Genomic DNA, 26,159 nt, shown 5'->3' on the forward strand with positions numbered 1-26,159 from the left:
TGAGGGAACGCTAGTCGGCGAGGCCGCGCCGCACGACTTAATTCGAGGTCATGACGCTGTTGTCACGAACCGCGTCAGGCCGCCTTCTGGGCGTCGCCGATCTCGAAGCTGCGCTCGAACCCCTTGATCCTGTCTTCGACCAGGCCCAGCCGCTTGAGGCCCAGCGAGGCGGCCCACAGGCCCGCACGCGCCGCCATCGGCGTCTTGTCCATGGCCGCCACGGGCAGGCCCCAGCGGCGCAGCACGCCGTTGGCGAAGTGGGCGCCGTTGGTCAGGCGCGAGCCCCAGGTCTGATAGTCCACCGACAGCGAGACGTTGAAGGTGCCGAGGTTCTCGATCCGGTGCGGCGCGTGCAGCGGCCAGCTGGCGGCCATGCCCGGTTCCAGGTCGAACACCGCCGCGGCCGCGTCCATGTCGCGGTGATACGGCAGGTCCTCGGTCTGCTGCTTGAGCATGATGTTCTCCATGCCCTGCTGGGGCATGTGCGCCTCGTCGACCGGATAGATCCAGATCCGCTTGCGGCCGCGCAGGTGGAACAGGATGACGCCCGGCGCGTCGGCGTGGAACGGCACCTTGGCGCCCGGGGCCGACATGATCAGCTGGCCGTTCAGCTGGACAGGCGAAAAGCCCCTCGCCTCGCCCGCGATCTCCTCGAAGGCCTGCTTCATCAGTGGGGTCAGGGCCGGATACCAGGCCTCGGCCCGGCGCAGCTGCACCCAGATGCGGCCCTGCTTGACGCCTTCCAGCACCTCGCGCCCCGGCAACCGCCCGCGCGCGCCGGTGCGCATGGTCGCCTGCCCCTCGGCGTCGAAGTCGAACAGGTTGATGTCGTAGAGCTCGGCCGGATAGGCGTCGAGCAGGCGCGCCAGGGCGTCGTCGTCGAACAGGCCCGTTTCGGCGAGGTTGTGGCGGAAGGTGATCGGGGCCTTGCGGAAGTCCTGGATCTGGTCCCCCGACCAGGGCGCGACGAGACGGGTCATAGGCCTTACTCCTCCCTCAGTCGGCCAGCAGGCCGAGGCTCAAGCCGAGGCCGATGCCGACGCCGATCCCGGCCCCGACGGCCGGGTGACGCCGGCCCAGGCCGGTGACGAAACTGGCGCCGCCCTTGACCTGGCCGATCAGGCCAGGCTCGCAGGCGGCGATGCGGTCGAGACGACGGGCCAGGCGCTTGCCCACCTCGTCGATGCGCTCGACGCCGGGCGCGCCGCGCAGGTGGGTCATCAGCGACGGCCGCATGGCCACAGCCCCCTCCAGCACCGGCTCCATCGGCACGGCGAAGTCTTCCTTGTAGGCTTCCTCGCTGGGCCCGAAGTCGACGCGGGCGATGCCGCGCTCGGCCGCGACCCGCAGGGTCTCCAGCGTCATCAGGGCGCCGGGCGAGTATCGCGCGAAGGCCGGGTCGTAGATCGGGAACCACAGGTGATGACGGTCGCCGGCGGTCAGGCCGAGCTCGGCCGCCACGATCGTCCCGCCGGCGCGCAGCACGGCCAGGCGCAGGCCGAAGTCATCGGCCTCGGACTCGGCCAGGCGGTTCAGGAGATCGATGGTCCAGCCGCAGGCGAAGATGTCGTGCTGGTGGGTGCGGCGGATCTGGGCGCGCTTCTGGGCCACCAGCCAGGCCAGCAGATCCAGCGCCGGCCGCTCGAAGGTGAAGACCATCTGGCCGTGATCGCGCTCCAGGGCGCGGGCGCGGCGGCGCTTGTCCTTCAGGAAGGCGGAGCTGCGCGTGGCCTGATAGGCCTCGAAGCCGGCCGACAGGTCGGCGGCCATGGCGTAGCGCACCGAAAGCTCAGGCAAGGGCACGGGCGAGATCAGGCCGCTGACCCGCATGCGCTCGACGCCCAGCAGGGTCAGGACGGCGGGCAGGCAGACATCGGGCTCGGCGATCAGGCCGTGAAAGTCGCTCATCGGCGCGCCGAGCGGCTGGATCGACGAGCCGCGGCGCTGGAAGGGCAGGAAGCCGACGATGCGGTCGCCGCGCTCCAGCACGGCGACCCGGGAGCCGGGCGCGCAGGCCGCGGCCGCCTCGACATAGCGGAGATCGAAGTACGGACCGCCCAGCACCGGCTCGGCGGCGCGCAGGGCGTTCCAGCGCGCGCGCTCGGCGGCGTTGAGATCGGCGACCTCGATGACCCGCGCCTGCATTCCCGTGTCCAGCACCCTGCTCCCCGTCCTTGCGGACTACGCCGGGCGTGGATCGGCGGCCCTCCGTCAGCCGCCGTGCAAGGTTAACCGCACAGGCGCCGACTTGTAGGCCGGCGTGCCACTACGCCGGTCGTGATCCTCAAGTGCTACTAGAGCATTGGTTTCCGGATAGTATGCGGCCACGCACCCGCGCGGAATTTTTCGCGCCACGGCCGTGAAACCGCGCACGACTCGCGCGCCGGTTTCATCGAAGGCGGCCGCCAGGTCGATGCGCTGGCCCTCCGCCACGCCCAGCGCCGCCAGGTCTTCCGGATTGACGAACACCACGTCGCGCCGGCCGAACACCCCGCGATAGCGGTCGTTCTCACCGTAGATGGTGGTGTTGTACTGGTCGTGGCTGCGCAGGGTGGTCAGCAGCATCACCGAGGCGTCGCCCCGGCGCGGATCGTCCAGCCCCGTGTGCGGCAGGAAGTTGGCCTTGCCCGACGGCGTGGTCCACTTGCGCTCGGCCGCCGGCACCGGCAGGCGGAAGCCGCCCGGCTGGCGGACGCGCGCGTTGTAGTCGGTGAACTGGGTCGGGAAGACCTGCTCGATCAGGTCGCGGATGCGGTCGTAGTCGGCCGTCAGCCCCTCCCAGTCGACGGGATCATCGGCCCCCAGGGCCGCGCGGGCGATTCCGGCGACGATGGCCGGCTCGGACATCAGGTGCTCGGAGGCCGGAGGGTTGAGGCCGCGCGAGGCGTGGACCATCGACATCGAATCCTCGACCGTCACTGACTGGCGCACCCCGCCCTGCAGGTCCATTTCCGTGCGGCCCAGGCACGGCAGCAGAAGCGCCTCGCGACCGACCAGCAGGTGGGTGCGGTTGGGCTTGGTGGCGATGTGGGCCGCGAAGTCGACCATCCGCATGGCGACGTGGGTGCGCACGGGGTCGGGCGCGGCGACGGCGAAGTTGCCGCCCAGGCCGACGAACACCTTGGTCTCGCCCGCGCCCATGGCCTCGATGGCCTCGACGACGGTGTGGCCATGCTCGCGCGGCGGCGTGAAGCCAAACACCTTGGCCAGGGAGTCGAGCAGGGCCGCCGACGGCTTCTCCCAGATGCCGACCGTACGGTCGCCCTGGACGTTGGAGTGACCCCGCAGCGGACAGATCCCCGCCCCCGCCCGGCCGATGTTTCCGCGCAGCAGCAAGAGGTTCACCAGTTGCTGCACCGTGCTGGACGAGCTGCGGTGCTGGGTCAGGCCCATGCCGTAGCAGAGGATCGTGGCGCTGGACCGGGCGTAGATGGCCGCGGCCTCCTCGATCTCGGCCCGCGACAGGCCGCCGACGCTGACGATCTCGTCCCAGGACAGGGCGTCGAGGTGGGCCGCCAGGGCGTCGAAGCCCGCCGTGTGCTCGGCGATGAAGTCGTCGTCGAGGACGGCCGGCTCGTCGGCGCCGCGCACGGCGCGGTCGAAGGCCAGCACGGCCTTCATCAGCCCCTGCACCACGGCCGCGTCGCCGCCCACGTTCACTTGATAATAGCGCGAGGCGATCGGGGTGGACGACAGGGTCGCCATCTCGACCGGGTCCTGCGGCGAGGCGAACCGCTCCAGAGCCCGCTCGACCAGCGGGTTGAAGGCCATGATCGTCGCGCCTCTGCGCGACGCTTCACGAAGGGTCGCCATCATCCGCGGGTGATTGGTGCCGGGGTTGTGGCCGAAGCACAGGATCAGGTCGGCGTGGTCGAAGTCTTCCAGGCTGACCGAGCCCTTGCCCATGCCGATCGAGTCCGGCAGGCCGACGCTGGTCGGCTCGTGGCACATGTTCGAGCAGTCGGGGAAATTGTTGGTGCCGACCTTGCGGCCCAGCAGCTGAAACAGGAAGGCCGCCTCGTTGCTGGCCCGGCCCGAGGCATAGAACTCGGCCTCGTGCGGGCTCTCCAGCGCCTGGATCGCCGCGCCCGTGCGGGCGAAGGCCTCGCTCCAAGCGATCGGCAGATAGCGGTCGCTGGCCGGATCATAGGCCATCGGATGGGTCAGGCGGCCCAGGTCCTCGATGGCGTGGTCGCTCCAGGTCAGCATCTCGCTGACGGTATGGGCGGCGAAGACCTCGGGCGTGGCCCGCTTGGTCGTCGCCTCCCAGGCCACGGCCTTGGCGCCGTTCTCGCAGAACTCGAACGACGAGGTGTGCTTGGGATCGGGCCACGCGCAGCCGGGGCAGTCGAAGCCCTCGGGCTGGTTGGCGCGCATCAGGGTCTTGCCGCCCTCGACGATGGTCTCCTGGTCGGCCAGGGCGCCGGCCACGGCCTTCAGCGCGCCCCAGCCGCCGGCCGGCGCGTCATAGGGCTTCACGCCCGGGATCTTGCCCCCGACCGGATTGGAATCGTCAGCCATCACGCAACCTCCAGCGCCGCCTCGACCAACCGGTCGGGACGGGAAAACACCATGTGGCCGTCGGGCCTAGCCAAGGCGACCAGGGTCAGGCCCGCCTCCTCGGCCCGGCGCACGGCCAGGTCGGTCGGGGCCGACACCGCCACGATCATGCCGGCGCCCATGCGCACGGCCTTCTCGACCATCTCGAACGAGCAGCGACTGGTGACCAGAACGAAGCCCGCTCCGGCGTCGCGGCCCTCGCGGGCCATGGCACCGGCCAGCTTGTCCAGGGCGTTGTGACGGCCGACGTCCTCGGCCAGCAGCTGCACCCGGCCGTCGACATCGCAGAAGGCGGCCGCATGGGTGGCGCGGGTGCTGCGCCCCAGGGCCTGGACGGCCTCGAGATCGGCCAGGGCGGCGGGCACCGCCGCATGGGCGATGGAGACGCCAGCCGCCGCCGGCGGCAGGGGCCGCACCGCGTCGGCCAGCCGCTGCACCCCGCACAGGCCGCAACTCGAGCGTCCTTCCAGCTTGCGCGGCCTGGCCTTGCGACGGGCCGCGCCCTCGACGAGGCGCACGTCGACCAGCAGGCCGAGCTCTTCCTCGCGAACCTCGACGGAGGCGATCTCATCGGGCGCGGCGACGCCCTCGGTGATGGTGAAGCCCCGCGCCAGATCGGCCACGCCGCGCGGCGTCGCCATCAGCACTGTGTGCGGTCGACCGTCGAAGGACAGCCCCACGGCGACCTCGGTCGGGGCCCAGCGCTCGATCGGCGCGGCGCGCCCGGGCGCGCGCCATTCCAAGGCAGGGCGAAGGCGGGCGGAAGCATCGGACATGGTCAAAAGACTACAGTTTGGGCGCCTGCGCCGCCATGGCGAAAGACGAACACGGGGTGTGGCTGCCGGGCCACGCGGCCAGTTTGCGTCAAGCACAACACAAAACGGCGATTTGCTTCAAAGATCGCGCCGTAGGTTTCCGACAGATATCCAATCCGACCGAAAGTCTGCGGTATACGATTGGCGACAAACCACATCCCGACGTTCTGGTAATTCACCCGAACGTTACAGAACTTTCACCTCACAATCGCGAAACAAACCCCGCCCATCCCTGCCCCACGGCGAAATTTTATTCCGCCACCATGGCCTTGGCCGCGAAGCCTTGGCGAATACTGGGGACTATGAATGGCTAGAAATACCTATCTGCTGGGCGCTTCCGCGCTCGTCATCGCCATGACGACCGCGCCGATGCTGGCGCAGGCCCAGACGACCGACGACGCCTCCGCCGTCGAAGAAGTGGTGGTCACCGGCTCGCGCATCGCGCGCCGCGACTACGTCTCCAACAGCCCGATCGTGACCATGGGCCAGGAAGCGATCGAGAAGACCGGTTCGGTCACGGTCGACACCCTGCTCAACCAGATGCCGCAGTTCGTGCCGGCCGTATCGTCGACCTCGAACAACCCGTCGAACGGCGGCCAGGCCAACATCGACCTGCGCGGGCTGGGGACCCAGCGCACCATGGTGCTGATCGACGGCCACCGCGTGGTTCCGTCGAACTCGGACGGCACCGTCGACGTCAACATCATCCCCTCGGCCCTGATCCAGAACATCGAGGTGATCTCGGGCGGCGCCTCGGCGACCTACGGCTCGGACGCCCTGTCGGGTGTGGTGAACTTCAAGCTCAACAAGAACTTCACCGGCCTGCAGATGGACGCCCAGTACGGGATCACCGAGCAGGGCGACGGCAAGGAAAGCTCGCTCAGCCTGACCGCCGGCGGCAAGTACGCCGAGGACAAGGGCCACGCCGTGTTCTCGGTCAGCTACTCGCAGCGCGGCGAGGTCTACAACGCCGCCCGCGACTTCGCGAAGGTCTCCGGCGCCTCGTCGACCACCCCGTACGGCCGCTATGACGCCACCGGCACGAACCTGCCCAGCCAGGCCGCCGTCGACGCCGTGTTCGCCAAGTACGGCTATGCCGCCGGCTCAGTCGGCCGCTCGGCCAACCTCGGCTTCAACGACGACGGCACGCTGTTCTACAACGGCGTCAACTACACCGGCTCCGACGCGATCGACTATTCGACGATCCCCGTGAACGGCACCTACAACACCGGCGCCCTGAACCTGCTGCAACTGCCGCTGACCCGCTACTCGGCCTACGCGGCCACCGAGTACGAGGTCAACGAGCACGCCGAGGTCTACGGCTCGTTCAACTTCACCCACTACGACTCGCGCACCATCCTCGCGCCGTCGCCGGCCGCCGGTTCGACGGGCTTCTCGGTGCCGGTCACCAACCCCTTCATCCCGACCGACCTGTCGACCATCCTGGCCAGCCGCGCCGACCCGACCGCCGACTTCCTGCTGCGCAAGCGCTTCACCGACGTCGGCTCCCGCATCTCGGAAACCACCTTCAACGTCTTCCAGCTGGCCGGCGGCGTGCGCGGCGCGACCGGCTTCAAGGACTGGACCTACGACCTGTACGCCTCGTTCGGCCGTTCGGAGCAGAACGAGACCCAGTCGGGCAACGTCAGCCACTCGGCGGTGCAGACCCTGCTCGACGCGGCCGACGGCGGCGCCAGCATCTGCACCGGCGGCTATGACCCGTTCGGCAACAACGCCCTGTCGGACTCGTGCCGCTCGTACATCTCGCGCACGACCAAGAACTGGACCGCCGCCGAACAGCGCATGGTCGAACTGAACTTCCAGGGCGGTCTGTTCAACCTGCCGGCCGGTGAAGTGCGCGGCGCCTGGGGCGCGGACTACAAGTTCGACAGCTTCCAGTACGTGCCCGACAGCCTGCTCTCGACCGGCGACGTGGTCGGCTTCAACGCCGCCGACGCCATCGACGCCTCGACCGACGTCTACGAGCTGTACGGCGAAATCCTGGTGCCGGTCCTCAAGGACCTGCCGTTCATCAAGTCGCTGAACCTCGACGCCGGCTACCGGATGTCGGACTACCAGACCATCGGCACCGTCGGCGCCTACAAGGTCGACGGCGACTGGGAGGTCGTCGACGGCTTCCGCATCCGCGGCGGCTACCAGCGCGCCGTCCGCGCCCCGTCGATCGGCGAGCTCTACTCGCCGCAGAACCAGGACTACCCGTCGATCAGCGAAGACCCCTGCGCCTACAACAGCAGCTACCGGACCGGCGCCAACGCCGCCAACGTCCGCACGCTCTGCCTGTCGCAAGGCGTGCCGTCGGCGATCATCGACAGCTACACCTACGCCAACAGCCAGGTGAACGCCCTGACCGGCGGCAACCCGGACCTGAAGGAAGAAACCGCCAACACCTACAATGTCGGCTTCGTCTGGTCGCCGCGCTTCGACAACCCGCTGTTCGAACGCCTGTCGCTGTCGGTCGACTACTATTCGATCGACATCAAGGACGCGATCGGCACCATCGACGCCTCGACCGTGCTGGACAAGTGCTACAACGGCGACGCCAACAGCGCCTACTATTGCAGCCTGTTCTCGCGCAACAGCTCGACGGGCGAGATCGACACCCTCACCCTGACCAACCTGAACCTGGCCCGCTACAAGACCACCGGCGTCGACTTCCAGGCGGACTGGGCCTTCGGCCTGGGCGCGGTCGGCCTCGACGACAAGTACGGCATGCTGAAGTTCAACGTGGTGGGCAACTACCTCGACAGCTTCAAGGTCCAGAGCCTGGCCGGCGAGGAGTTCCAGGAGCTGAAGGGCACGATCGGCAACACCTCGATCAGCTCGGTGGCCGTCTCGCACCCCGAGTGGAAGTTCGCGGCCTCGACCAGCTGGGTCGTGGGTCCGGTGGACGTCGGCGTGCGCTGGCGCCACATCGGCGAGATGGTCGACGCGGCCGACTCCTCGGAGAAGATCGACGCCGTCGACTACTTCGACCTGAACGGCAGCTGGCAGATCAACGACACCTACTCGATCCGGGGCGGCGTCACGAACCTGACCGACAAGCAGCCGCCGTACTTCACCTCGTACGTGCAGGCCAACACCGATCCGTCGACCTACGACGTGCTCGGCCGCCGCTTCTACGTGGCGGTGAAGGCCAAGTTCTAAGCCTTCGGGTCCAGGACAAGATCAGGCGGCGGGGTCGAAAGGCCCCGCCGCTTTTCTTTGGGGCGATCCGCAGGAACCTCCCCCCGTGGGGGAGGCGATCGCGCAGCGATCGGTGGGGGGCGTGGCGACGAAATCGGCCCACACTGCGGCAGCTGAAAACGTCCCCCCACCGGCCTTCGGCCGCCTCCCCCACAGGGGGAGGATCATCACTTCGGCGGCGACTGGAACTTCTCGAACCAGGCCAGGATGGCCGAGGCCTTGGCGGCCGATTGCGAGGGCCGCACGGCCAGGCCGCCGTGGCTGGCGCCGGGAACCTTGACCAGGGCCGTCGGCACGCCGCGCAGTTGCAGGGCCTGGTAATACTGCTCGGACTCGGCCACCGGCGTGCGCAGGTCCTGATCCCCCACGACGACGAGAGTCGGGGTCTTCACGTTGCCGACCAGCGACAGCGGCGAGCGGGCCCAATAGCCCTGCGGGTCCTCCCACGGCATCTTGCCGAACCAGTACGAGGCCATGAAGCTGTACGCATCGGTGGTCAGCACCTGGCTCGACCAGTTGATCACCGGCTTCTGGGTGGCGGCCGCGGCGAAGCGGTTGGTCTTGCCGACGATCCAGGCCGTCAGGGCGCCGCCGCCCGAGCCCCCGGTCACGTAAAGGCGATCGGTGTCGACGAAACCCTTGGCGACGGCCGCGTCGACCGCGCTCATCAGGTCGTCGTAGTCGTGGCTGGGATAGTTGCGGTCGATCTCGTTGGCGAAGGCCTCGCCGTACGACGTCGAGCCGCGGGGGTTGGCGTAGACCACCACATAGCCGGCCGCCGCATAGAGCTGGTTGTCGGTCGAGAAGCTGGGGCCATAGGCCGAGAACGGCCCGCCGTGGATCTCGAGGATCAGCGGATACTTCCTGGCCGGATCGAAGTTGGGCGGGGTGACGATCCAGGCGCCGATGTCCTTGCCGTCGAAGGACGACTTGACCGACAGGGCCTCGACCTTGCCCAGGGTCTTGGCGCCCAGCAGGTCGGCGTTGAGGGCCGTCAGGCGCCTGGCCTCGCCCCCCTTCCGGGCAATGGCGATATCGGACGGGCGGCTGGTCGCCCCTTGGGTGAAGGCCACGGCGCCGTCGCGGGCCACGCTGAACGCGCCGCCGCTGTAGGGACGGTCAAGACCCGCTCCAGTCAGCCCGGCGACCACCGTCTCGACCTTGCCAGACAGGTCCACGCGGGCGACGCGCACCGAGCCGTTCTCGTCGTAGGAGATATAGAGGCCGCGGCCGTCGGCCGACCACACCGGGTTGTCGATCGAGCGGTCGAGGTCGCCGGTCAGCACGCGGCTGTTCCCGCCGTCGATGTCCATCACGTAGAGGCGGGTGTTCTCGTAGCCACGGCGGCGGGCGTCGTCATAGCCGACATAGGCCACCTGCCGGCCGTCGGGCGAGACCACCGGATTGGCGTCCGGCCCCACGCGGGTGGTCAGGGCCTTCAGCGAACCGTCGGCCAGGGTCAGGCGCCAGATCTCGGCCTCGGCCGGATTGCGTTCCCAGCCCTCGGCGCGGTTGGCCGAGAACAGCAGGTAGCGGCCGTCCTTGGTGAAGGACAGCGGCCCGCGGTCGTCGAACTTGCCGAAGGTCAGCTGGCGCGGCGCGCCGCCCTCGGACGAGACCGTGTAGATCTTGGAGAAGCCGGCCTTCAGCGTGCCCTCCCCGTCGCCGCGGAAGGTGACGCGGGTCTCGACGGTCAGCGGCGGCGCCCACTTGGCGTTTTCAGGCTTGCCCTCCGGGGCCGAGCCCAGCTTGGCGCCGTCGTCGGCGGTGAGCATGGTGAAGGCGATGGTCTTGCCGTCGGGCGACCAGGTGAGATCGCTGGGCGCCTCGACCAGGGTGGCCAGGCGCGCGGTGCGGCCGGTGGCGACCCACTGCACGTAGAGCTGCGCGCCAGCGTCGGGCGTCACCAGCACATAGGCCAGCCGCTGGCCGTCGGGCGACCAGCGGGGCGACATCGCGGCCCCCTGCCCGGCCACCAGCGGCGTCTGGGCGCCGGTCTTCGCGTCGACCAGCCAGATCGAGCGCACGGCGCGGTCGACCATGATGTCGTTGGAGGCCCGGACATAGGCGATCAGGTCGCCGTCGGGACGGATCTGCGGATCGGAGGCGACTTCCAGGCCGAACAGGTCGCGGCCGGTGAACAGGGCCTGGGGCGCCTCTCGCACGGCGGCGACGCCGGCCATCGGGCTCGCCGCCGCCAGGGCCAGCAGCGAAACGAGCAGCAGTTTGGTCGGGCGGCGCATGGGCGATCCTGGCGAAGCTTGCGAAAGAAGGGGTGGATACTGCCGCGCTAACGCCCAGCGTCCACCCCTATTTCCGCACCTCGCGCAAGGATCTTGCGCCTTACCAGCCTGAGTTGCCCGCGCGTGGTCCTCGTCCTTCGACAAGCTCAGGATGAGGACCAGATTGCAGGCCTTGCAGTAGAAATCCTCACCCTGAGCCCGTCGAAGGGCGAGGATTTCGTTCTCGCGGTCAGCCCGCCTTCAGCGCCAGCGAGGCCGGCTTCAGGCCCGGGGCCGAGGCCAGCACCCGCACTTCGCCGGCCTGGCCGCGCTTGGTGCGGACGATCACCTGGGCCAGGCCGTTGAAGACCTTGCGCTGGCTGGCGACGTCGCTCTCGTGGCTGGTCGGGTTGCCGTTGCCGACCCCGATCACCTCGCCCGGGCCGGTGACGGCGAAGGTCACCAGATCCCCGGCCTTGGGCACCACGCGGCCCTTGGCGTCGACCACCTCGACCTTGAGGATGCCCACGTCCTGGCCGTCGGCGGCGAGGGCCGAGCGGTCGGTGGTCAGGCGCACGGCGGCGGCGGGACCGGCGGTCTCGCGGCGCTGGCGCAGGATCACCTTGCCGTCCTTGTAGCCGTGGGCCTCGATCACGCCCGGGGCATAGGGCACGGACCACTCGACGTGGTGGTTGGCTTTCACCTCCCGCACGCCCTGGCTCTTGCCGTTCAGGAACAGCTCGACCTTGTCGCAGTTGCTGTGGACCCAGACCGGAACGGGTTTTCCTTCCTGGCCTTCCCAGTTCCAGTGCGGGAAGAGGTGCAGCAGCGGCTCCTTCCGCCACCAGGCGCGGTAGTAGTAATAGTTGTCCTTCGGGAAGCCGCAGGTGTCGAGCGCGCCGAAGTGCGAGCTGATGCTGGGCCAGCGGTTGAAGGGCGTGGGCTCACCGCGATAGTCGAAGCCGGTCCAGATGAAGCCGCCGGCCATCCACGGACGGTCGGCCGCGTGGCTCCACCACTTCTCGGCCGTGGTCGCCCACCAGGGGTGGTCGGTGTCGTAGGCCGGGACATAGCTCTTGGCGTCGCTGCGCAGGTATTCGCCGCGCGTGGTGACCGTGCTGCCGCTCTCGCTGCCGATGATCGGCAGGTTCGGGAAGCGGGCGTGGAAGTCATCCATCTTCTCGTGGCGATAGTTGAAGCCGATGACGTCGAGTTCGGCGGTGATGCCGTCGCCGAAGCCCGAGTCCATGGCCGCCGTGACGCCGCGGGTCGGGTCGAGGCGGTTGACCAGGCGGCGCATGGTCTTGGCCACCTTGCGGCCGCGCGCCGTGCCCTGCTGCGGCTCTTCGTTGCCGATCGACCACAGGATGATGGACGGGTGGTTGCGGTCGCGGCGGATCAGCCGCTCCATCTCGTCTAGCGAGGTCGGGTCGCTGGACATCCGGCGCGTCTCGGCGATGAACAGCATGCCCAGGCGGTCACAGGCGTCCATCAGTTCGGGCGTAGCCGGGTTGTGCGAGGCGCGATAGGCGTTGCAGCCCATCGACTGCAACTGCTCGATCCGCCAGGTCTGAAGGGTGTCGGGGATGCCCGCGCCGACGCCGGCGTGGTCCTGGTGGTTGCAGGTCCCTTGCAGCTTGACGTGCTTGTCGTTGAGGAACAGGCCCTCCTTCGGGTCGAAGCGCACCGAGCGGACGCCGAACGGCGTGGCGTAGCGGTCAACCACCGCGCCGCCGACCTTCACCTCGGTCACCAGGGTGTAGAGGTGCGGGTTCTCCAGCGACCACAGCACCGGATTGGCCAGGGTCACGGTCTGCGACAGCGACTGGCGCTGCCAGCCCGGCAGGCGGCCGGCGGCCGGGGCCACGGCCAGGGCCGGCTTGCCCGCGCCGTCGAGCACGGAGTGGACGAGGCTGAACTCGACGGCTTCGTCGCCCTCGTTGATCAGGTCGGTCTCGATCTCCAGCGTGCCGTCGACCTTGGACTTCACGAACACGCCCCATTGGGGCACGTGCACCGGGGCGGTCTTGACCAGCCAGACGTGGCGATAGATGCCCGCGCCCTCGTAGAACCAGCCTTCGCCCAGGCTGGCGTCGACGCGCACGGTGATCAGGTTGTCGCCGCCGACATTGGCGATGTCGGTAATGTCGACGCGGAAGCTGGCGTAGCCGCTTTCCTCGCTCTCGAGGACGTAGCCGTTCACCATCACCACGGCGTCGCGCATCACGCCGTCGAATTCGATCGACAGGCGCGTGCCGGTCTCGACGGCCGGCAGGGTGAACTTCTTGCGGTACCAGCCGATGCTGTTCTGGGGGAACTCGCGGCCGATGGCCTTGTAGCCGTGGGCGGCGCGCAGGTCCTCGTCGTCGGGCTTGCCGCTGGGCTTGTAGTCGGGATTGTTCTCGAACGGCAGGGTGACGGCCCAGTCGTGCGGCACGGTCACCGGGGTCCAGGCGCTGTCGTCGAAGTCCTTCTGGGCGGCGGCGGCCACCCACCAGTTGGGCGCGTCGGCGCCGGCCTTGGCGTAGGTGCGCTGGTTGGCGCCATAGCCGAAGTCGCGGGCCGGATCCTGGGCGTGGCCCAGGTGGAACTTCCAGTCGAAGTCCAGGCTGGTGCGCTCGCGCGGGCCCAGGTCGACGACGACGGGCGCGGCCTTCCTGGCGGTAGTTGCGGCGGGCTTGGCGGCGCGGGCGGAAGACGCGGCGGCGAAGGCGGCGACGCCAGCGGTGGCGGCCAGGGCTTGCCGGCGGCTGAACTCGACCATCGGGGACCTCTCAAAGCAAAAAAGAAGGGAGGAAACCGGCGAGGTTTCCTCCCCCAGCAAAGGATCGTCGGGGAGGAGTGACGTCCTGGGAAAAGTGCGAAATCCTGATCCTTCGACAAGCTCAGGATGAGGATTTCGAATGCCGAAGCGATGCCATGGACCTCACCCTGAGCTTGTCGAAGGGCGAGGTCCACGCAAGGCTTCTGAACGCCTTAGAACTTCACCGTGACATCCATCAGGAAGCGACGACCATAGATGTCGTAGCGACCCAGACGGTTCTCGTCGCCGTCGCGGTAGGTGCGCATGGCGCGGTTGGTCAGGTTGTTGGCCTGGAAGCGCACGCCGACCATGTCGTTGATCTGGTACGAGGTGCTGAAGTCCAGGGTCTTTTCAGTGCCCAGGGTCTGCAGCTCCGAGCCGTTCCAGCCGTAAATCACGGTCATCGGGCTGTGGTACTTGTAGCCCAGGCGGGCTTCGATCGGACCGTTGGAGTACCACAGGTCGACCGTCGCGGTGTGCTTGGCCAGGCCGGTCAGCGACAGCGGCTTGGTCGACGGCGTCATCTCGTTCAGGTCGGAGTCGACGAAGGCGTAGTTCGAATAGATGCCGAACTTGTCCAGGCCCGACGGCAGGAAGAAGAATGGCGTCTGGAAGGTCGCCTCGACGCCCTGGATGTAGCCGCCGCCGCCGTTGACCGGGGTGGCCACGGCGTAGGTCGTGCCGTTGTAGGTCTCGGGCGTCTGGGTCCAGCCGATGTAGGTGTCGACGTCCTTGTAGTAGTAGGCCAGGGCCACCAGGGCTTCCGGACGGAAGTACCACTCGCCCGACAGGTCGAACTGGACGGCCTTGAACGGCTTCAGGTTCGGGTTGCCGCCCGAGCCGGTGTAGGGCGCCCAGGTGCTGAGGGTCTTGCTGGCGCGCAGCTCGTCCAGCGGCGGACGGGCCACGACCTGGGCCAGGCCCACGCGCACGACCTTGCCTTCGCCGAAGTCGAACTTGGCGTTCGCCGACGGCAGGACGTCGGTGTAGTCGTTGTCGACCGTCACCGCGCTGAAGGTGCTGGCGCCGGCGTTCTGGCGGTAGCCGTCGCTGCTGGTCTTGGTGGTGACCACGCGCACGCCGACGTTACCCGTCAGCCACGAGCCGGCGAAGCTGTCGGCGGCGAAGTTCAGCTTGGCGTAGGCCTCGCCGACCTTCTCGTTGACCTTCCAGCGCTGGGCCAGGTTGTCGCGGGCGTTGGCGTAGTTGAACGCGTTGTCGCCGTAGATCGCACGGGCGACGGCGTCGAGGTCGCCGGTGATGACGCCCGGAACATTGAAGCCGCCGATGTTGTACGAGGTCAGCAGGCTGGCCGGCACGGTGGTCGACTGCAGGCAGTTGCCCCACTCGTCCTGCAGGCTGGCGTCGTAGATGTTGCTGAGGTTCGACGGGTTGGCGCAGACGAACCACTGGCCTTGGCTGTGGTCCTTGGTGCGGTCCGACACGCGGAAGCCGAACTGGACGCTCTTGAACGTGCCTTCCAGGTCGCGGGTGAAGTCCAGGGCCCCGGCGACGAGTTCGTCGTTCAGGTGCTCCAGGCCGTCGTTCTGGCCGCCGTTGTTGCCGGCCGAGCCGCTTTGGACCGTCTGGGCCAGCGAGATCGGATCCTGCGAGGCGGTCACGAACGGCTTGGCGCCGGCGCGGACGTCATAGCTCAGCGACGAGGGCCAGCTGTCCATGCGGACGGCGCGCCAGTTGTTCTCGCGCTCGGCCTTCGAGTACGAGATGTCGCCGGCCACGGTCCACAGGTCCTTGGTCCACTTGCCGTTCAGGCCGGTGGCGAACAGGGTCTTGTCTTCGGTGTAGCGGGCCAGGATCGAGGTGATCGAGGCGTACGGCAGGGTCGCCGCGACGACGGTGTTGTTTTCCAGCGTGTAGGACGCGCCGGCGCCGTTGTAGTCGCCCCAGTTGCCGTTGTTCCAGTTGCCGCGGTTGCGGGCGTAGACGGCCTGGTCCTGGTCTTCGCGGATCTTGATGTTCGAGTAGAGGGCGTCGAACTTCAGTTCGAAGTTGTCGGTCGGCTTCCATTGCAGGCCGGTCGAGACGCCGTCGCGCTTCTGCTCGAGCTTCTTGACCTCGAGTTGCAGGCCCCACGGGGTGGCGTCGGTCTTGCCGTCGCCGTTCAGGTCGCCGCTGTAGTCGCTGGCGCCGACGGGGGTGCGGATGTTGGAGTCGTTCCAGCCCCAGCCTTGGAACGACACGTAGCCGTTCTTCTGCTTCTGCGAGGTCAGGCCCAGCACCATGGCCAGGTCGTCGTTGAACTTGTGCACGAACGAGCCGCTGGCGCGATAGCCGGTCTGGCCGTAGTCCGGGATGTCCTTGCCGCCGTCGTAGTAGACGGGGCCGGCGCGCAGCACGACCGACGGACCGCGGTAGTCCAGCGGGTCGATCGTCTGGATGTTGATGGTGGCCGCGACGCCGCCGGCGATCAGGTCGGCCGACTGCGACTTGTAGACCTGCACGCCCTGCACGACTTCCGAGGGATAGACTTCCCAGCGGACGTTGCGGTCGGGCTCGGACGAGGCGACTTCACGGTTGTTGATGGTGCCCAGCACGAGGCGGGCGCCCAGGCCGCGGACCACCGCCTGGCTGTCGTTGCCGCGGTCGCGGGTGGCGTTCACGCCGGGCAGGCGGGCGATCGACTCGGCGATCGTCACGTCGGGCAGCTGGCCGATGTCCTTGGCCGAGATCGCCTCGACCACCTTGTCGGAGCCTTGCTTCACGCCCAGGGCGTCGCGCAGGCTCTTGCGCACGCCGGTGACGACGACTTCCTCGACTTGGGTGTCGGAAGCGGGAGCCGCGTCCTGCGCCCAGGCGGCGGACGAAACGGCGAGCAGGCTCAGACCGCTGGCGGCGGCGAGCAGCATGGATTGTCGGGTCATCTAGTTCCCCCAATTAGGACGCGACGCCTTCTGCGGGCGTGGCTGTCTTCTGGTTTTGCGGAGAGGACCGGCGTCAAACGGCCGGATCAGTGAGGCGCGACGGTCCGCGCCGAAAGGAGAGCCGCGCCTCTGACGGGCGCTGGCGCGCCGGCTCTGCGGACCGGCACGCCAGTGCTATTTATCATATCAATCACATCTGACAAGTCGTCAGGGCTGAGCGGGCAACCGCACGGCGCTGGGCTTGGCCGAGATGGTCGCGGTAACAGCCGAAGCCGCCTCGACCGCTTCCGCCGTCGGGGCGGTGGCGACGGTGACCGAGGCGCCCGGCATCAGGCGCGTGCGGTAGACGAAGTCAGCGCCCTCGCGGACCATCGGGCGCGGCCCGGCCCCGCCCAGGAAGTCGCCGTCGATGAAGGCCGCGGCCTTGTCGCCGGCCGCCACCTTGAAGGTCGTCTCGACCGGCATGGCGTAGGTCGAAGACAGCCACTTGATCCCCTCGACCGGCTGGCCCTTGAAGTCGAACAGGGTCGAGTTCTCCCAGTTCGAGCCCGTGCCCCAGCGCGTCTTGCACTTGGTCGAGACCCAGGCCGGCTCCCAGTAGAAGACGCCCGTGCCGCCGTTGGCGAAGACCAGCTGGGTCAGGTCGATCAGGTACTTCTTCTGGCCTTCCTGGGTGGCCGGATAGCCGGGGATCAGGGAATCCTCGCCCAGCAGGTTGGGCGAGCTGTCGGCGCCCTCGGTGGTAAAGGGATAGGAGGTCTCGACCACCACCACGTCGGCCGCATAGGTGTGGCGCAGGCGGTTGATGGACTCGCCCAGCTGGGCCATCGAGCGCTTGGACCACTTGCTGTAGTAGCTGATGCCGATCATGTCGTAGTCGGTGACCCCGGCCTTGGCCGCGGCCGCGAACCAGTCCTCGACGGTGTCGGGCTGGGCGATGTGCAGCATCACCCGCGGGTTCTTCGAGCCCTTGGCGCCGGCGTCGCGCACGGCCTTGATGCCGGCGTTGAACAGCAGCGCGTTGCGCTCCCAGTTGATCGGGTCCTTGGCCTTGGCCAGCGTCGAGACGATCTCGCCGTTGGTCTCGTTGCCCACCTGCACGAGGTCGGGCATCAGGCCCTGGGCGTCCAGCTTGACCAGGGTGTCGTAGGTGAAGGCGTAGAGGGCCTTTGCCTGGTCGGGCGTCGACAGCTTCTCCCAGGCCTTGGGGGCCAGTTGCTTCTCACCGTCGGCCCAGTCGTCCGAATAGTGGAAGTCGAGCAGCACCTGCAGGCCGGCGGCCTTGGCGCGCTTGATGCTCTTGGTGACGTCGGCGATGTTGGAGTAGTTCGTCCACTTCGGGTCGTTCCACAGGCGGATGCGGGCGATGTTCGAGCCGGCGTCCTTGAAGAACTGGTACTGCTCGACGGCCTTGCCACCCGAACGATAGACCGCGCCGCAGTCGTCCATCTCGTTGGCGTAGGAGATGTCGACGCCGAGATAGGTCTTCGGCCCTTTGGCGGGTTCGGCCGCCACGGCGGCGGTGGAGGCCATCAGGCCGGCGATGAGACCCAGACCGAGTTTTCTCAGGCCCAGCTTCCGAAGATGTCCCGACATGGCGAATGCTCCCGTTCTGTCTTTCCCGGCTGCGATGAAGGCCCGGCCGGGGTTTTCGGGGCGGAATATCTTCGTATTGATATTACAAATCAACCCTCGGAGCCGAGCGCGATCCTGACAAAGTTTTGCAGGGCGGGTGACGGCGTTTTCCCAGTAACCAGGCTGAGTTGCGCGATCGGCGTTCCACCGGCGATCGGTCGGAACACCACCCCGTCCAGCGCCAGCCGCGCCATCGAGACCGGCACGATCGACACCCCGAGCTCGGCCGCGACCAAGGCCACCAGCGACAGCATCTGCGGCGCCGGCTGGCCCAGCACCGGCTCGAAACCGGCGCGCCGGCAGGCCTCGACCGCGGCGTCGAAAACCGTGGGGCCAAGGCCGCGCGGCGTCAGGATGAAGGCCTCGGCCCGCAGGTCATTGAGATCGACCGCCTCGCCGCCCGCCGCCGGATGCGAGGCCGGCAGGACCGCCACCATCTCCTCGCCGTCCAGGTCGTGGATCCGCAGGCCCGCGAGATCGACGGCGCCCGGCCGCAGGAAGGCCGCGTCCAACGCCCCCTGCGCGACCTCGGCGGCCAGATGGGTGCTGTTTGTCTCGGTCAGCGACAGCTCGACGTCCGGATAGCGCCGGCGATAGGCCCGCACCGAGGCCTGCACCGCGCGATTGAGCACCGCCGAGCCGGTGAAGCCCAGGCGCAGCGAGCCGCTCTCGCCCCGCGCGGCTTTCTGAGCTTGGACGGCGGCGATCTTGGCTTGGCCTGGCATATTGCGGACGGCCGCGTGGAACGCCCTGCCCGCTTCGGTCAGCTCGGCTCCGGTCGGCAGGCGCCTGAACAGGGTCACGCCCAGCTCCGCCTCCAGGTCCTTGATCTGCTGGCTCAGCGGCGGCTGGCCGATGCCGATCTTCGCCGCCGCCCGCGTGAAGTGCCCCTCCTCGGCGACGGCCAGGAAGTAGCGGATGTGACGCAGCTCCAAATCATCTCCAAAAGCTATCGAAAATCCGTTCGCCATATATTGGACTGTCGGAAGGCGGAGTTCTAGATCACCGCCATGACCGCCGCCGCCGCCATCGCCGCCTCGCCCACCCGGGACACGGGACGCCTGCGCCGGATGTCGCTGGCCCTGTTCCTCGGCGGCTTCTCGACCTTCAGCCTGCTCTACTGCGTGCAGCCCCTGCTGCCGACCTTCGCCCGCACCTTCGGCCTGTCGCCCGCCCAGAGCGCCATGGCCCTGTCGCTCAGCACCGCCACGCTCGCCGTGGCCATCCTGCTGGCCGGGGGCGCGGCCCAGCGGCTGAACCTCAAGACCCTGATGTTCGGCTCCATGGTGCTGGCGGCCGCCTGCAACCTCGGGGCCGCACTGGCCCCGACCTGGCCGCTGCTGCTGGTCGCCCGCGCCGCCGAGGGCCTGCTGCTGGGCGGCGTGCCGGCCGTGGCCATGACCTATCTGGCCGAGGAAACCGAAGCCTCGGACCTCGCCGCGGCCATGGGCCTCTATGTCGCCGGCACGGCCTTCGGCGGCATGGCCGGCCGGGTCGGCATGGGCCTTCTGCTGGCGACCTTCGACTGGCGCATGGCCATGGCCGCGATCGGCGCGATCGACCTTGTCGCCGCCCTCGCCTTCTTCGCCCTGCTGCCCAGGCCCCGCCACGTACGCGCCCCCGCGCCCGAGCGTCTGTCCGACCGCCTGAGGACCTGGGGACAGGCCTGGCGCCGCCCCGGCCTGCTGGCCCTGTTCGGCCTGGGCTTCTGCCTGACCGGCGTGTTCGTGGCCCTGTTCAACTATGTCGAGTTCCGCCTTGAGGGCGCGCCCTATCACCTCAGCCAGACGCAGGTCGGCCTGATCTTCCTGGTCTACGCCTTCGGGGTCTGGTCCTCGTCGACCGCTGGCCGGCTGGCCCAGCGCTACGGCCGCCGCCGGCTGCTGCTGATCGGCCTGGCCGTCATCCTGGCCGGGATCGCCCTGACCCTGCCGGCCAGCCTCGCCAGCATCATCGCCGGGATCGCGCTGGTCACCACCGGCTTCTTCATCGCCCACGCGGTGGCCAGCGGCTGGGTCGGACGGCTCGCGGGACCGGCCAAGAGCCAGTCGGCGGCGCTGTACCTGCTGTTCTACTATGCCGGCTCGAGCCTGGCGGGCGCGGCCGGCGGCTGGTTCTGGCGACACGGCGCCTGGCCCGCCGTCGCCGGCTTCACCGCCGCTCTCGTCCTGGCCGGCGTCGCCCTGGCCCTGCGCATTCCCTCGGAAGACCCGTCATGAACGACCGCCAAGCCCTCGTCTTCCTGCCCGGTCTGCTGTGCGACGCCCGCCTGTGGCGCGACCAGGCCCGGGATCTCGCCGATCTGGCGGACCCGATGATCGCCGACCTGACCCTGGACGACAGCGTCGCGGCCATGGCCCGGCGCGTGCTGGCCGCCGCCCCGCCCACCTTCGCCCTGGCCGGCCTGTCCATGGGCGGCTACGTCGCCTTCGAGATCCTGCGCCAGGCGCCGGAGCGGGTCGAGCGCCTGGCCCTGCTGGCCACCAGCGCCGCGCCCGACACCCCGGCCCGCGCCGAAAACCGCCGTCGCGCCATGGCCGCCCTCGAAGTCGGCCGGTTCCTGGGCGTCACCCAGCGGATGCTGCCGCAACTGCTGCACGCCTCGCGCCTGGACGAGCCGCTGGGCGCCGAGGTCAAGGCGATGGCCGCCCGCGTCGGCGGCCCGGCCTTCCTGCGCCAGCAACGCGCCATCCTCGGCCGGCCCGACTCCTGCCCGCTGCTGCCGTCGATCACCATGCCGACCCTGGTAGCCGTCGGCGATTCCGACCAGTTGACGCCGCCGGCCGAGTCCCGCGCGATCCACGAGGCGATCTCCAGCTCGCATCTGCATGTCTTCGAGGCCTGCGGCCACCTGCCGGCCATGGAACGCCCCCAGGAAACGACCGCCCTGCTGCGCGCCTGGCTGACGGAGGCCTAAAGATGATCCAGATCGACCGCCTCGACCACTTCGTGCTGACCGTCGCCTCCGTCGAGGCCAGCGCGGCCTTCTACGTGCGCGTGCTCGGCGCCGAGCGGGTGACGACGCCCGGCAAGCCGACGGCCGTGCGGTTCGGCCGCTGGAAGATCAACCTGCACCCGGCCGACGCGCCCTTCACGCCGAAGGCGGCACGGACGATCGCCGGCGCCGGCGACTTCTGCCTGATCACCCGCCAGCCGCTCGACATGGTGTTGGCCCACCTCGCCGCCTGCGACGTCGCCGTAGAACTGGGGCCCGTCGACCGCAACGGCGCGCTCGCCCCCATGACCTCGGTCTATTTCCGCGATCCCGACCAGAACCTGATCGAGATCAGCCGCTATGCCGACCGCCCCGTCCAGCGCCTGGCGGTCTACGGCTCGCTCGCGCCCGGCCGCCCCAACCACCATCACCTGGCGCCGCTGGGCGGAACCTGGACCAGCGGCGTCGTGCGCGGCCGTCTGGTCGCCGAAGGCTGGGGCGCGGCCATCGGCTTTCCCGGCCTGATCCCCGATCCCGAGGGCGAGGCGATCGCGGTGCAGGTGCTGGAGAGCGACGCGCTGGAGGCGCACTGGGCCAGACTCGACGCCTTTGAAGGCGCCGGCTACCGCAGGGTAAGCGTCACGGTCGAAACCGGGGCCGGTCCCGTCGAGGCCTGGATCTACATCCTGGCCTGACCTCCTGGCGGGCTCGTCATGCCACCGGTGGCAGCATCGGCCGGCTCAATCCCCGAAAATCGTCGTTCGCAACCCTGCGTTCCACGAAAGTTCCCCTTTACGTGGGTCGCGAGGCGCCTGCCATCATCCCCCGCAACGATCAGCCGCGCAAAGCGGCGACGCTTTCGAGGAGGATACGAGTATGGCGGACGCCGTCGCGACGTCAGGCGCGAAGAACGGAGAGACCGTTCAGCGCAAGGACGCATTGGTCATCGGCGCGGCGTCGGTGGGCACGGTCTTCGAGTGGTACGACTTCTACCTGTACGGCTCCCTGGCCACCTACATCACCCACCACTTCTTCTCGGGCGTGAACGAGACCACGGGCTACATCTTCGCCCTTCTCGCCTTCGCCGCCGGGTTCGCGGTGCGTCCGTTCGGGGCGCTGGTGTTCGGACGCCTCGGCGACCTCTGGGGCCGCAAGAACACCTTCCTCGTCACCATGCTGCTGATGGGCCTGTCGACCTTCGTCGTCGGCCTGCTGCCCAGCTACGAGCAGATCGGCGTCGCCGCCCCCATCGCGCTGGTGCTGATGCGCCTGCTGCAGGGCCTGGCTCTGGGCGGCGAGTACGGCGGCGCGGCCACCTACGTCGCCGAGCACGCCCCGCACGGACGGCGCGGCTTCTACACCAGCTTCATCCAGATCACCGCGACCTTCGGCCTGTTCCTGAGCCTGGTGGTGATCCTGGCCACCCGCTCGACCGTGGGCGAGGACGCCTTCCAGGCTTTCGGCTGGCGCATCCCGTTCCTGATCTCGATCGCCCTGCTGGGCGTGTCCCTCTGGATCCGCCTGCAACTGTCGGAAAGCCCGTCGTTCCAGAAGATGGTCAGCGAGGGCAAGGGCACCAAGCAGCCGCTGAAGGACAGCTTCGCCCGCTGGGGCAACCTGAAGATCGTCATCCTGGCCCTCGTCGGCCTGACCGCCGGCCAGGCCGTGGTCTGGTACACCGGCCAGTTCTACGCCCTGTTCTTCCTGGAGAAGATGCTCAAGGTCGACGGCGCCACGGCCAACACCCTGGTGGCCGTCGCCCTGCTGATCGGCACGCCGTTCTTCGTGGTCTGCGGCTGGCTGTCGGACAAGATCGGCCGCAAGCCGATCATCATGCTCGGCTGCGCTCTGGCCGCCCTCACCTACTTCCCGCTGTTCAAGACCCTGACCGCCGCGGCCAATCCGCAACTGGCCGCCGCCACGGCCTCGGCCCCAGTCACGGTCATCGCCGATCCGGCCGACTGCTCGTTCCAGTTCGACCCCGTGGGCAAGACGGTGTTCAACACCTCCTGCGACCTGGCCAAGTCCTATCTCGCCAAGGCCGGCGTCAGCTACGAGAACGAACCGATCGCCGCCGGCGAGGTGGCCGAGGTCCGCATCGGCCAGACCACCCTGCCCTCGTTCCGCGGCGAGACCCTCTCCAAGGAGCAGTTCGCCGTCGAGAAGAAGGCCTGGGAGGCCAAGCTCGCGCAGGCCCTGAAGACCGCCGGCTATCCCGAGAAGGCCGACACGGCCAAGATCAACAAGCCGCTGGTCGTCTTTGTCCTGACCCTGCTGGTGATCTACGTCACCATGGTCTACGGCCCGGTGGCGGCCATGCTGGTCGAGCTCTTCCCGACCAACATCCGCTATACCTCGATGAGCCTGCCCTACCACATCGGCAACGGCTGGTTCGGCGGCTTCCTGCCGACCACGGCCTTCGCCATGGTCGCGGCCACGGGCAACATCTATTACGGCCTCTGGTATCCGATCGTCGTAGCCGCCGTGACGGCGATCATCGGCATGCTGTTCCTGAAGGAAACCAAGGACGTCGACATCGAGGCGTAGCAACCTTGCAGGCGCTGTCTCTCGGCGACATCCTCTCGGGATGACCAGCCAAGAACAGCGCCTGCTCTCCGCCCTAGCCTGGATGTGCGCCCAGTATCTTGAAGACCGCGATGGCGAACTCGACCATCTCAGCATGTCCGCCGGCGAACGCGCCGTCGCTCTCCTCGTCGACTACGGCCTGATCGCGCCGTCGGGGCGTGGCGGAACCTGGACGGCAGAGGGCCAAGCCCTGCTCGACCGTATCGACTGAAGCTTCTTATCCCCGCAACGAGAACGGCACCCAGCGGCGGTCGTCCTCGAAGACCTCGAAGGCCCGGTCCACCGGCGGGAAGGCCCGCTGGGAGCAGTCGTCCCGCTCGCAAATCCGGCAACTGACGCCGATCGGCGCCGACGGCCCCGCAAGATCCAGCCCGTCGGCATAGACCAGCTGGTCGGCGTAGCGGGCCTCGCAGCCCAGGCCCAGGGCATAGCGCCGCTCGGCCTGGCGATAGGCGCCCGACGGCTTGACCACCCCCCGCGCGATGCAGACATAGCGGACGGCGTCGGGCATCTGCGCCAGCTGCACCAGCCAGGCGTCGGGCCGGGCGAAGGCGTCGTGCACGTTCCACAGCGGGCAGGCCCCGCCGAAGCGCGCGAACTGCAGGCGCGTGGCGCTGTGGCGCTTGGTGATGTTGCCGGCCCTGTCCAGCCGCACGAAGTAGAACGGCACGCCCCGCGCCCCCGGCCGTTGCAGCGTCGACAGCCGATGGAACACCTGCTCCAGGCTGGTCTGGAACGAAAGCGCCAGGCGTTCGATATCGTGCCGCGCCGCCCGCGCCGCCTCGCGAAAGCGTTCATATGGCAGCACGAGCGCGCCGGCGGCGTAGTTCAGCAGGCCCGTACGGCACACCTTGGCGGCGCTGTCGCTGCGAAAGCCGGCCGCCGCCAGCTCGGCCTCGACGATGTCGGGCAGGGTCAGGGCGGCGATCTGGTAGGCCAGCTGGAAGCTTCGCGTCGCTTCCGGATGCGCCGTGCCGATGGTCACCGTCCGGCTGGCGGCGTCCCAGTGGCGCAGCAGGTCCGGCTCGTCGCCGCGCACCACCCGCACGCCCAGGCGATCGGCGAGATAGGCCTCCAGCGCCCGCTCGCCGCCTCCGCCGATCTCGACCGCAAGGGCCTCGGCGGCGACGTCCAGGCTGTGGATGTAGTTGTTCTTGTAGTGGAAGAAGTCGCGGACCTCTTCGTAGGGCAAGAGCGCGCTGGCCGCCCCGCGCTCGTCCAGCGATACGGCCTCCTCGGTCGCCTTCAGCCGCTCGTCGAGACGGCGATAGGCGCGGTGCAGGTCGAGATACGCCTTGGCGAGGTTGGGCGTATTGGCCACCGCCGCCTTGATCTCCGACAGGGCCGGCGGATCGCTCCCCATTGGTCCGCCGATCGGCGCGTCGGCCGTGGCCTCGCGCAGGTCGGCGATCAGCCGCTGGTCGTCGGCGGCGTCCAGCGAGGCGGCGTCGACCTCGAACACCCGCATCACGTCGATCAGCACCCGGGCGGTGACCGGCCGCTGGTTGGCCTCGATCTGCGACAGGTAGCTGGCCGAGAGGCCAAGCTGGGCCGCGCAGGCCTCCAGCTTCCAGCCCTTGGTCTGGCGCAGCAGCCGCAGGCGCGGCCCGATGAACAGCTTCTCTCCCATTTCGCAACTTTGCTATTTCACAAGATGCAAGTTCGCAAGCCCTCGCCGAAGCCTCAATTTCCTTGAGCCAAGCGCCCGAAGCCACGCAAAATCTCCTCTTTGCGACGTTCACAGCTCGGTCGGAGTAAGCCTTGCAACACATCCTGGAAGAGCTGGAGCGTCGTCGGGAGCAGGCGCGGGCCGGGGGCGGCGAGAAGCGGGTGGCCAGCCAGCATGCGAAAGGCAAGCTGACGGCGCGCGAGCGGATCGACCTGCTGCTGGACGAAGATTCGTTCGAGGAGTTCGACATGTTCGTCGAGCACCGGGGGACCGAGTTCGGCATGGCCGAGCAGAAGGTGCCCGGCGACGGGGTGGTCACCGGCTGGGGAACGATCAACGGCAAGGTCGTCTACGTCTTCTCCAAGGACTTCACGGTGTTCGGCGGCAGCCTGTCGGGGGCGCATGCGGCCAAGATCGTCAAGGTCCAGCGCCAGGCGATGAAGGCCGGGGCGCCGATCATCGGCCTGTTCGACGCCGGCGGCGCGCGCATCCAGGAGGGCGTCGACAGCCTGGCGGGCTATGCCGACATCTTCCTCGAGAACACCCTGGCCTCGGGCGTCATCCCGCAGATCAGCGTCATCATGGGCCCCTGCGCCGGCGGCGACGTCTATTCGCCGGCCATGACCGACTTCATCTTCATGGTGAAGGACACGAGCTACATGTTCGTCACCGGGCCGGACGTGGTGAAGACCGTCACCAACGAGGTGGTCACCGCCGAGGAACTGGGCGGGGCCCGCGTGCATGCGGCCAAGTCGGGCGTGGCCGAAGGGGCGTTCGAGAACGACCTGGAAGCCCTGACCCAGGTGCGCCGCCTGATCGACTTCCTGCCCTCGTCCAACCGCGAGAAG

17 protein-coding genes are annotated in these 26,159 nt (G+C 68.6%); 7 read left to right on the forward strand and 10 right to left on the reverse strand.

Annotated elements, in window-relative coordinates; all coding sequences use genetic code 11:
* Positions 1 to 74: 74 nt before the first annotated feature.
* The 4 genes from DDF62_RS14235 to fdhD are packed head-to-tail and all read right to left on the reverse strand — an operon-like array spanning position 75 to position 5,336.
* Complete coding sequence (locus tag DDF62_RS14235; protein ID WP_116489702.1) at positions 75 to 980, reverse strand: transcriptional regulator; 906 nt, start codon at positions 978 to 980, stop codon at positions 75 to 77.
* Between the two features lie 16 nt (positions 981 to 996).
* Positions 997 to 2,160 carry a GNAT family N-acetyltransferase gene (locus tag DDF62_RS14240; protein ID WP_244286821.1) on the reverse strand — a complete coding sequence of 388 codons (1,164 nt, stop codon included), beginning with the start codon at positions 2,158 to 2,160 and terminating at the stop codon, positions 997 to 999.
* A 51-nt stretch (positions 2,161 to 2,211) separates the two neighbouring features.
* Positions 2,212 to 4,521, reverse strand: a complete 2,310-nt coding sequence (locus tag DDF62_RS14245; protein WP_116489704.1) for an FdhF/YdeP family oxidoreductase — start codon at positions 4,519 to 4,521, stop codon at positions 2,212 to 2,214.
* Positions 4,521 to 5,336 (reverse strand): formate dehydrogenase accessory sulfurtransferase FdhD, encoded by an 816-nt coding sequence (gene fdhD / locus DDF62_RS14250; protein ID WP_116489705.1) that lies wholly within the window; start codon positions 5,334 to 5,336, stop codon positions 4,521 to 4,523. The genes DDF62_RS14245 and fdhD overlap by 1 nt, the downstream gene beginning before the upstream one ends.
* Positions 5,337 to 5,681: 345 nt before the next feature.
* Between fdhD and DDF62_RS14255 the strand changes: the two genes are divergently transcribed.
* Entirely contained in the window at positions 5,682 to 8,540 is a 2,859-nt protein-coding gene (locus DDF62_RS14255; protein WP_116489706.1) for a TonB-dependent receptor domain-containing protein, read from the forward strand.
* Positions 8,541 to 8,746: 206 nt separating this feature from the next.
* On the opposite strand, the gene DDF62_RS14260 is transcribed toward DDF62_RS14255, so the two are convergent.
* The 5 genes from DDF62_RS14260 to DDF62_RS14280 all read right to left on the reverse strand — a co-directional run bounded on the left by DDF62_RS14260 (position 8,747) and on the right by DDF62_RS14280 (position 19,056).
* Positions 8,747 to 10,822 carry a S9 family peptidase gene (locus tag DDF62_RS14260; protein ID WP_116489707.1) on the reverse strand — a complete coding sequence of 692 codons (2,076 nt, stop codon included), beginning with the start codon at positions 10,820 to 10,822 and terminating at the stop codon, positions 8,747 to 8,749.
* 229 nt (positions 10,823 to 11,051) lie between these two features.
* The gene (gene galA, locus DDF62_RS14265; protein WP_116489708.1) at positions 11,052 to 13,565 is read right to left on the reverse strand and encodes a beta-galactosidase GalA; all 2,514 of its coding nucleotides are present in this window, start codon (positions 13,563 to 13,565) and stop codon (positions 11,052 to 11,054) included.
* Between the two features lie 212 nt (positions 13,566 to 13,777).
* Positions 13,778 to 16,486 carry a TonB-dependent receptor gene (locus DDF62_RS14270; protein ID WP_116489709.1) on the reverse strand — a complete coding sequence of 903 codons (2,709 nt, stop codon included), beginning with the start codon at positions 16,484 to 16,486 and terminating at the stop codon, positions 13,778 to 13,780.
* Positions 16,487 to 16,693: 207 nt separating this feature from the next.
* Positions 16,694 to 18,082 carry a glycoside hydrolase family 53 protein gene (locus DDF62_RS14275; RefSeq protein WP_244286822.1) on the reverse strand — a complete coding sequence of 463 codons (1,389 nt, stop codon included), beginning with the start codon at positions 18,080 to 18,082 and terminating at the stop codon, positions 16,694 to 16,696.
* Between the two features lie 89 nt (positions 18,083 to 18,171).
* Complete coding sequence (locus tag DDF62_RS14280) at positions 18,172 to 19,056, reverse strand: LysR family transcriptional regulator (protein WP_116489710.1); 885 nt, start codon at positions 19,054 to 19,056, stop codon at positions 18,172 to 18,174.
* Between the two features lie 75 nt (positions 19,057 to 19,131).
* Between DDF62_RS14280 and DDF62_RS14285 the strand changes: the two genes are divergently transcribed.
* The 5 genes from DDF62_RS14285 to DDF62_RS14305 all read left to right on the forward strand — a co-directional run bounded on the left by DDF62_RS14285 (position 19,132) and on the right by DDF62_RS14305 (position 23,853).
* Positions 19,132 to 20,340, forward strand: a complete 1,209-nt coding sequence (locus DDF62_RS14285; RefSeq protein WP_116489711.1) for an MFS transporter — start codon at positions 19,132 to 19,134, stop codon at positions 20,338 to 20,340.
* A complete protein-coding gene (locus DDF62_RS14290) occupies positions 20,337 to 21,038 on the forward strand; it encodes an alpha/beta fold hydrolase (protein WP_116489712.1) in 702 nt (233 codons plus the stop codon). The genes DDF62_RS14285 and DDF62_RS14290 overlap by 4 nt, the downstream gene beginning before the upstream one ends.
* 2 nt (positions 21,039 to 21,040) lie before the next feature.
* A complete protein-coding gene (locus DDF62_RS14295) occupies positions 21,041 to 21,751 on the forward strand; it encodes a gamma-glutamylcyclotransferase (protein WP_116489713.1) in 711 nt (236 codons plus the stop codon).
* 181 nt (positions 21,752 to 21,932) lie between these two features.
* On the forward strand, positions 21,933 to 23,603 hold the full coding sequence (locus tag DDF62_RS14300; protein ID WP_116489714.1) for an MFS transporter: 1,671 nt from the start codon (positions 21,933 to 21,935) through the stop codon (positions 23,601 to 23,603).
* 40 nt (positions 23,604 to 23,643) lie between these two features.
* Positions 23,644 to 23,853 (forward strand): hypothetical protein, encoded by a 210-nt coding sequence (locus tag DDF62_RS14305; RefSeq protein ID WP_116489715.1) that lies wholly within the window; start codon positions 23,644 to 23,646, stop codon positions 23,851 to 23,853.
* 6 nt (positions 23,854 to 23,859) lie between these two features.
* On the opposite strand, the gene DDF62_RS14310 is transcribed toward DDF62_RS14305, so the two are convergent.
* Entirely contained in the window at positions 23,860 to 25,272 is a 1,413-nt protein-coding gene (locus DDF62_RS14310; protein ID WP_116489716.1) for a helix-turn-helix domain-containing protein, read from the reverse strand.
* Positions 25,273 to 25,403: 131 nt separating this feature from the next.
* Between DDF62_RS14310 and DDF62_RS14315 the strand changes: the two genes are divergently transcribed.
* On the forward strand, positions 25,404 to 26,159 hold a 756-nt coding region (locus DDF62_RS14315; protein WP_279629666.1), incomplete at its 3' end, for an acyl-CoA carboxylase subunit beta.

The organism is Caulobacter radicis, from assembly GCF_003094615.1.
GTDB lineage: Bacteria > Pseudomonadota > Alphaproteobacteria > Caulobacterales > Caulobacteraceae > Caulobacter > Caulobacter radicis.

Coding starts and splice junctions, on each gene's coding strand:
- DDF62_RS14235 (WP_116489702.1), bottom strand. CDS start 980: ATGACCCGTCTCGTCGCGCCCTGGTCGGGGGACCAGATCCAGGACTTC.
- DDF62_RS14245 (WP_116489704.1), bottom strand. CDS start 4,521: ATGGCTGACGATTCCAATCCGGTCGGGGGCAAGATCCCGGGCGTGAAG.
- fdhD (WP_116489705.1), bottom strand. CDS start 5,336: ATGTCCGATGCTTCCGCCCGCCTTCGCCCTGCCTTGGAATGGCGCGCG.
- DDF62_RS14255 (WP_116489706.1), top strand. CDS start 5,682: ATGGCTAGAAATACCTATCTGCTGGGCGCTTCCGCGCTCGTCATCGCC.
- DDF62_RS14260 (WP_116489707.1), bottom strand. CDS start 10,822: ATGCGCCGCCCGACCAAACTGCTGCTCGTTTCGCTGCTGGCCCTGGCG.
- galA (WP_116489708.1), bottom strand. CDS start 13,565: ATGGTCGAGTTCAGCCGCCGGCAAGCCCTGGCCGCCACCGCTGGCGTC.
- DDF62_RS14270 (WP_116489709.1), bottom strand. CDS start 16,486: ATGACCCGACAATCCATGCTGCTCGCCGCCGCCAGCGGTCTGAGCCTG.
- DDF62_RS14275 (WP_244286822.1), bottom strand. CDS start 18,082: ATGTCGGGACATCTTCGGAAGCTGGGCCTGAGAAAACTCGGTCTGGGT.
- DDF62_RS14285 (WP_116489711.1), top strand. CDS start 19,132: ATGACCGCCGCCGCCGCCATCGCCGCCTCGCCCACCCGGGACACGGGA.
- DDF62_RS14290 (WP_116489712.1), top strand. CDS start 20,337: ATGAACGACCGCCAAGCCCTCGTCTTCCTGCCCGGTCTGCTGTGCGAC.
- DDF62_RS14295 (WP_116489713.1), top strand. CDS start 21,041: ATGATCCAGATCGACCGCCTCGACCACTTCGTGCTGACCGTCGCCTCC.
- DDF62_RS14300 (WP_116489714.1), top strand. CDS start 21,933: ATGGCGGACGCCGTCGCGACGTCAGGCGCGAAGAACGGAGAGACCGTT.
- DDF62_RS14305 (WP_116489715.1), top strand. CDS start 23,644: ATGACCAGCCAAGAACAGCGCCTGCTCTCCGCCCTAGCCTGGATGTGC.
- DDF62_RS14310 (WP_116489716.1), bottom strand. CDS start 25,272: ATGGGAGAGAAGCTGTTCATCGGGCCGCGCCTGCGGCTGCTGCGCCAG.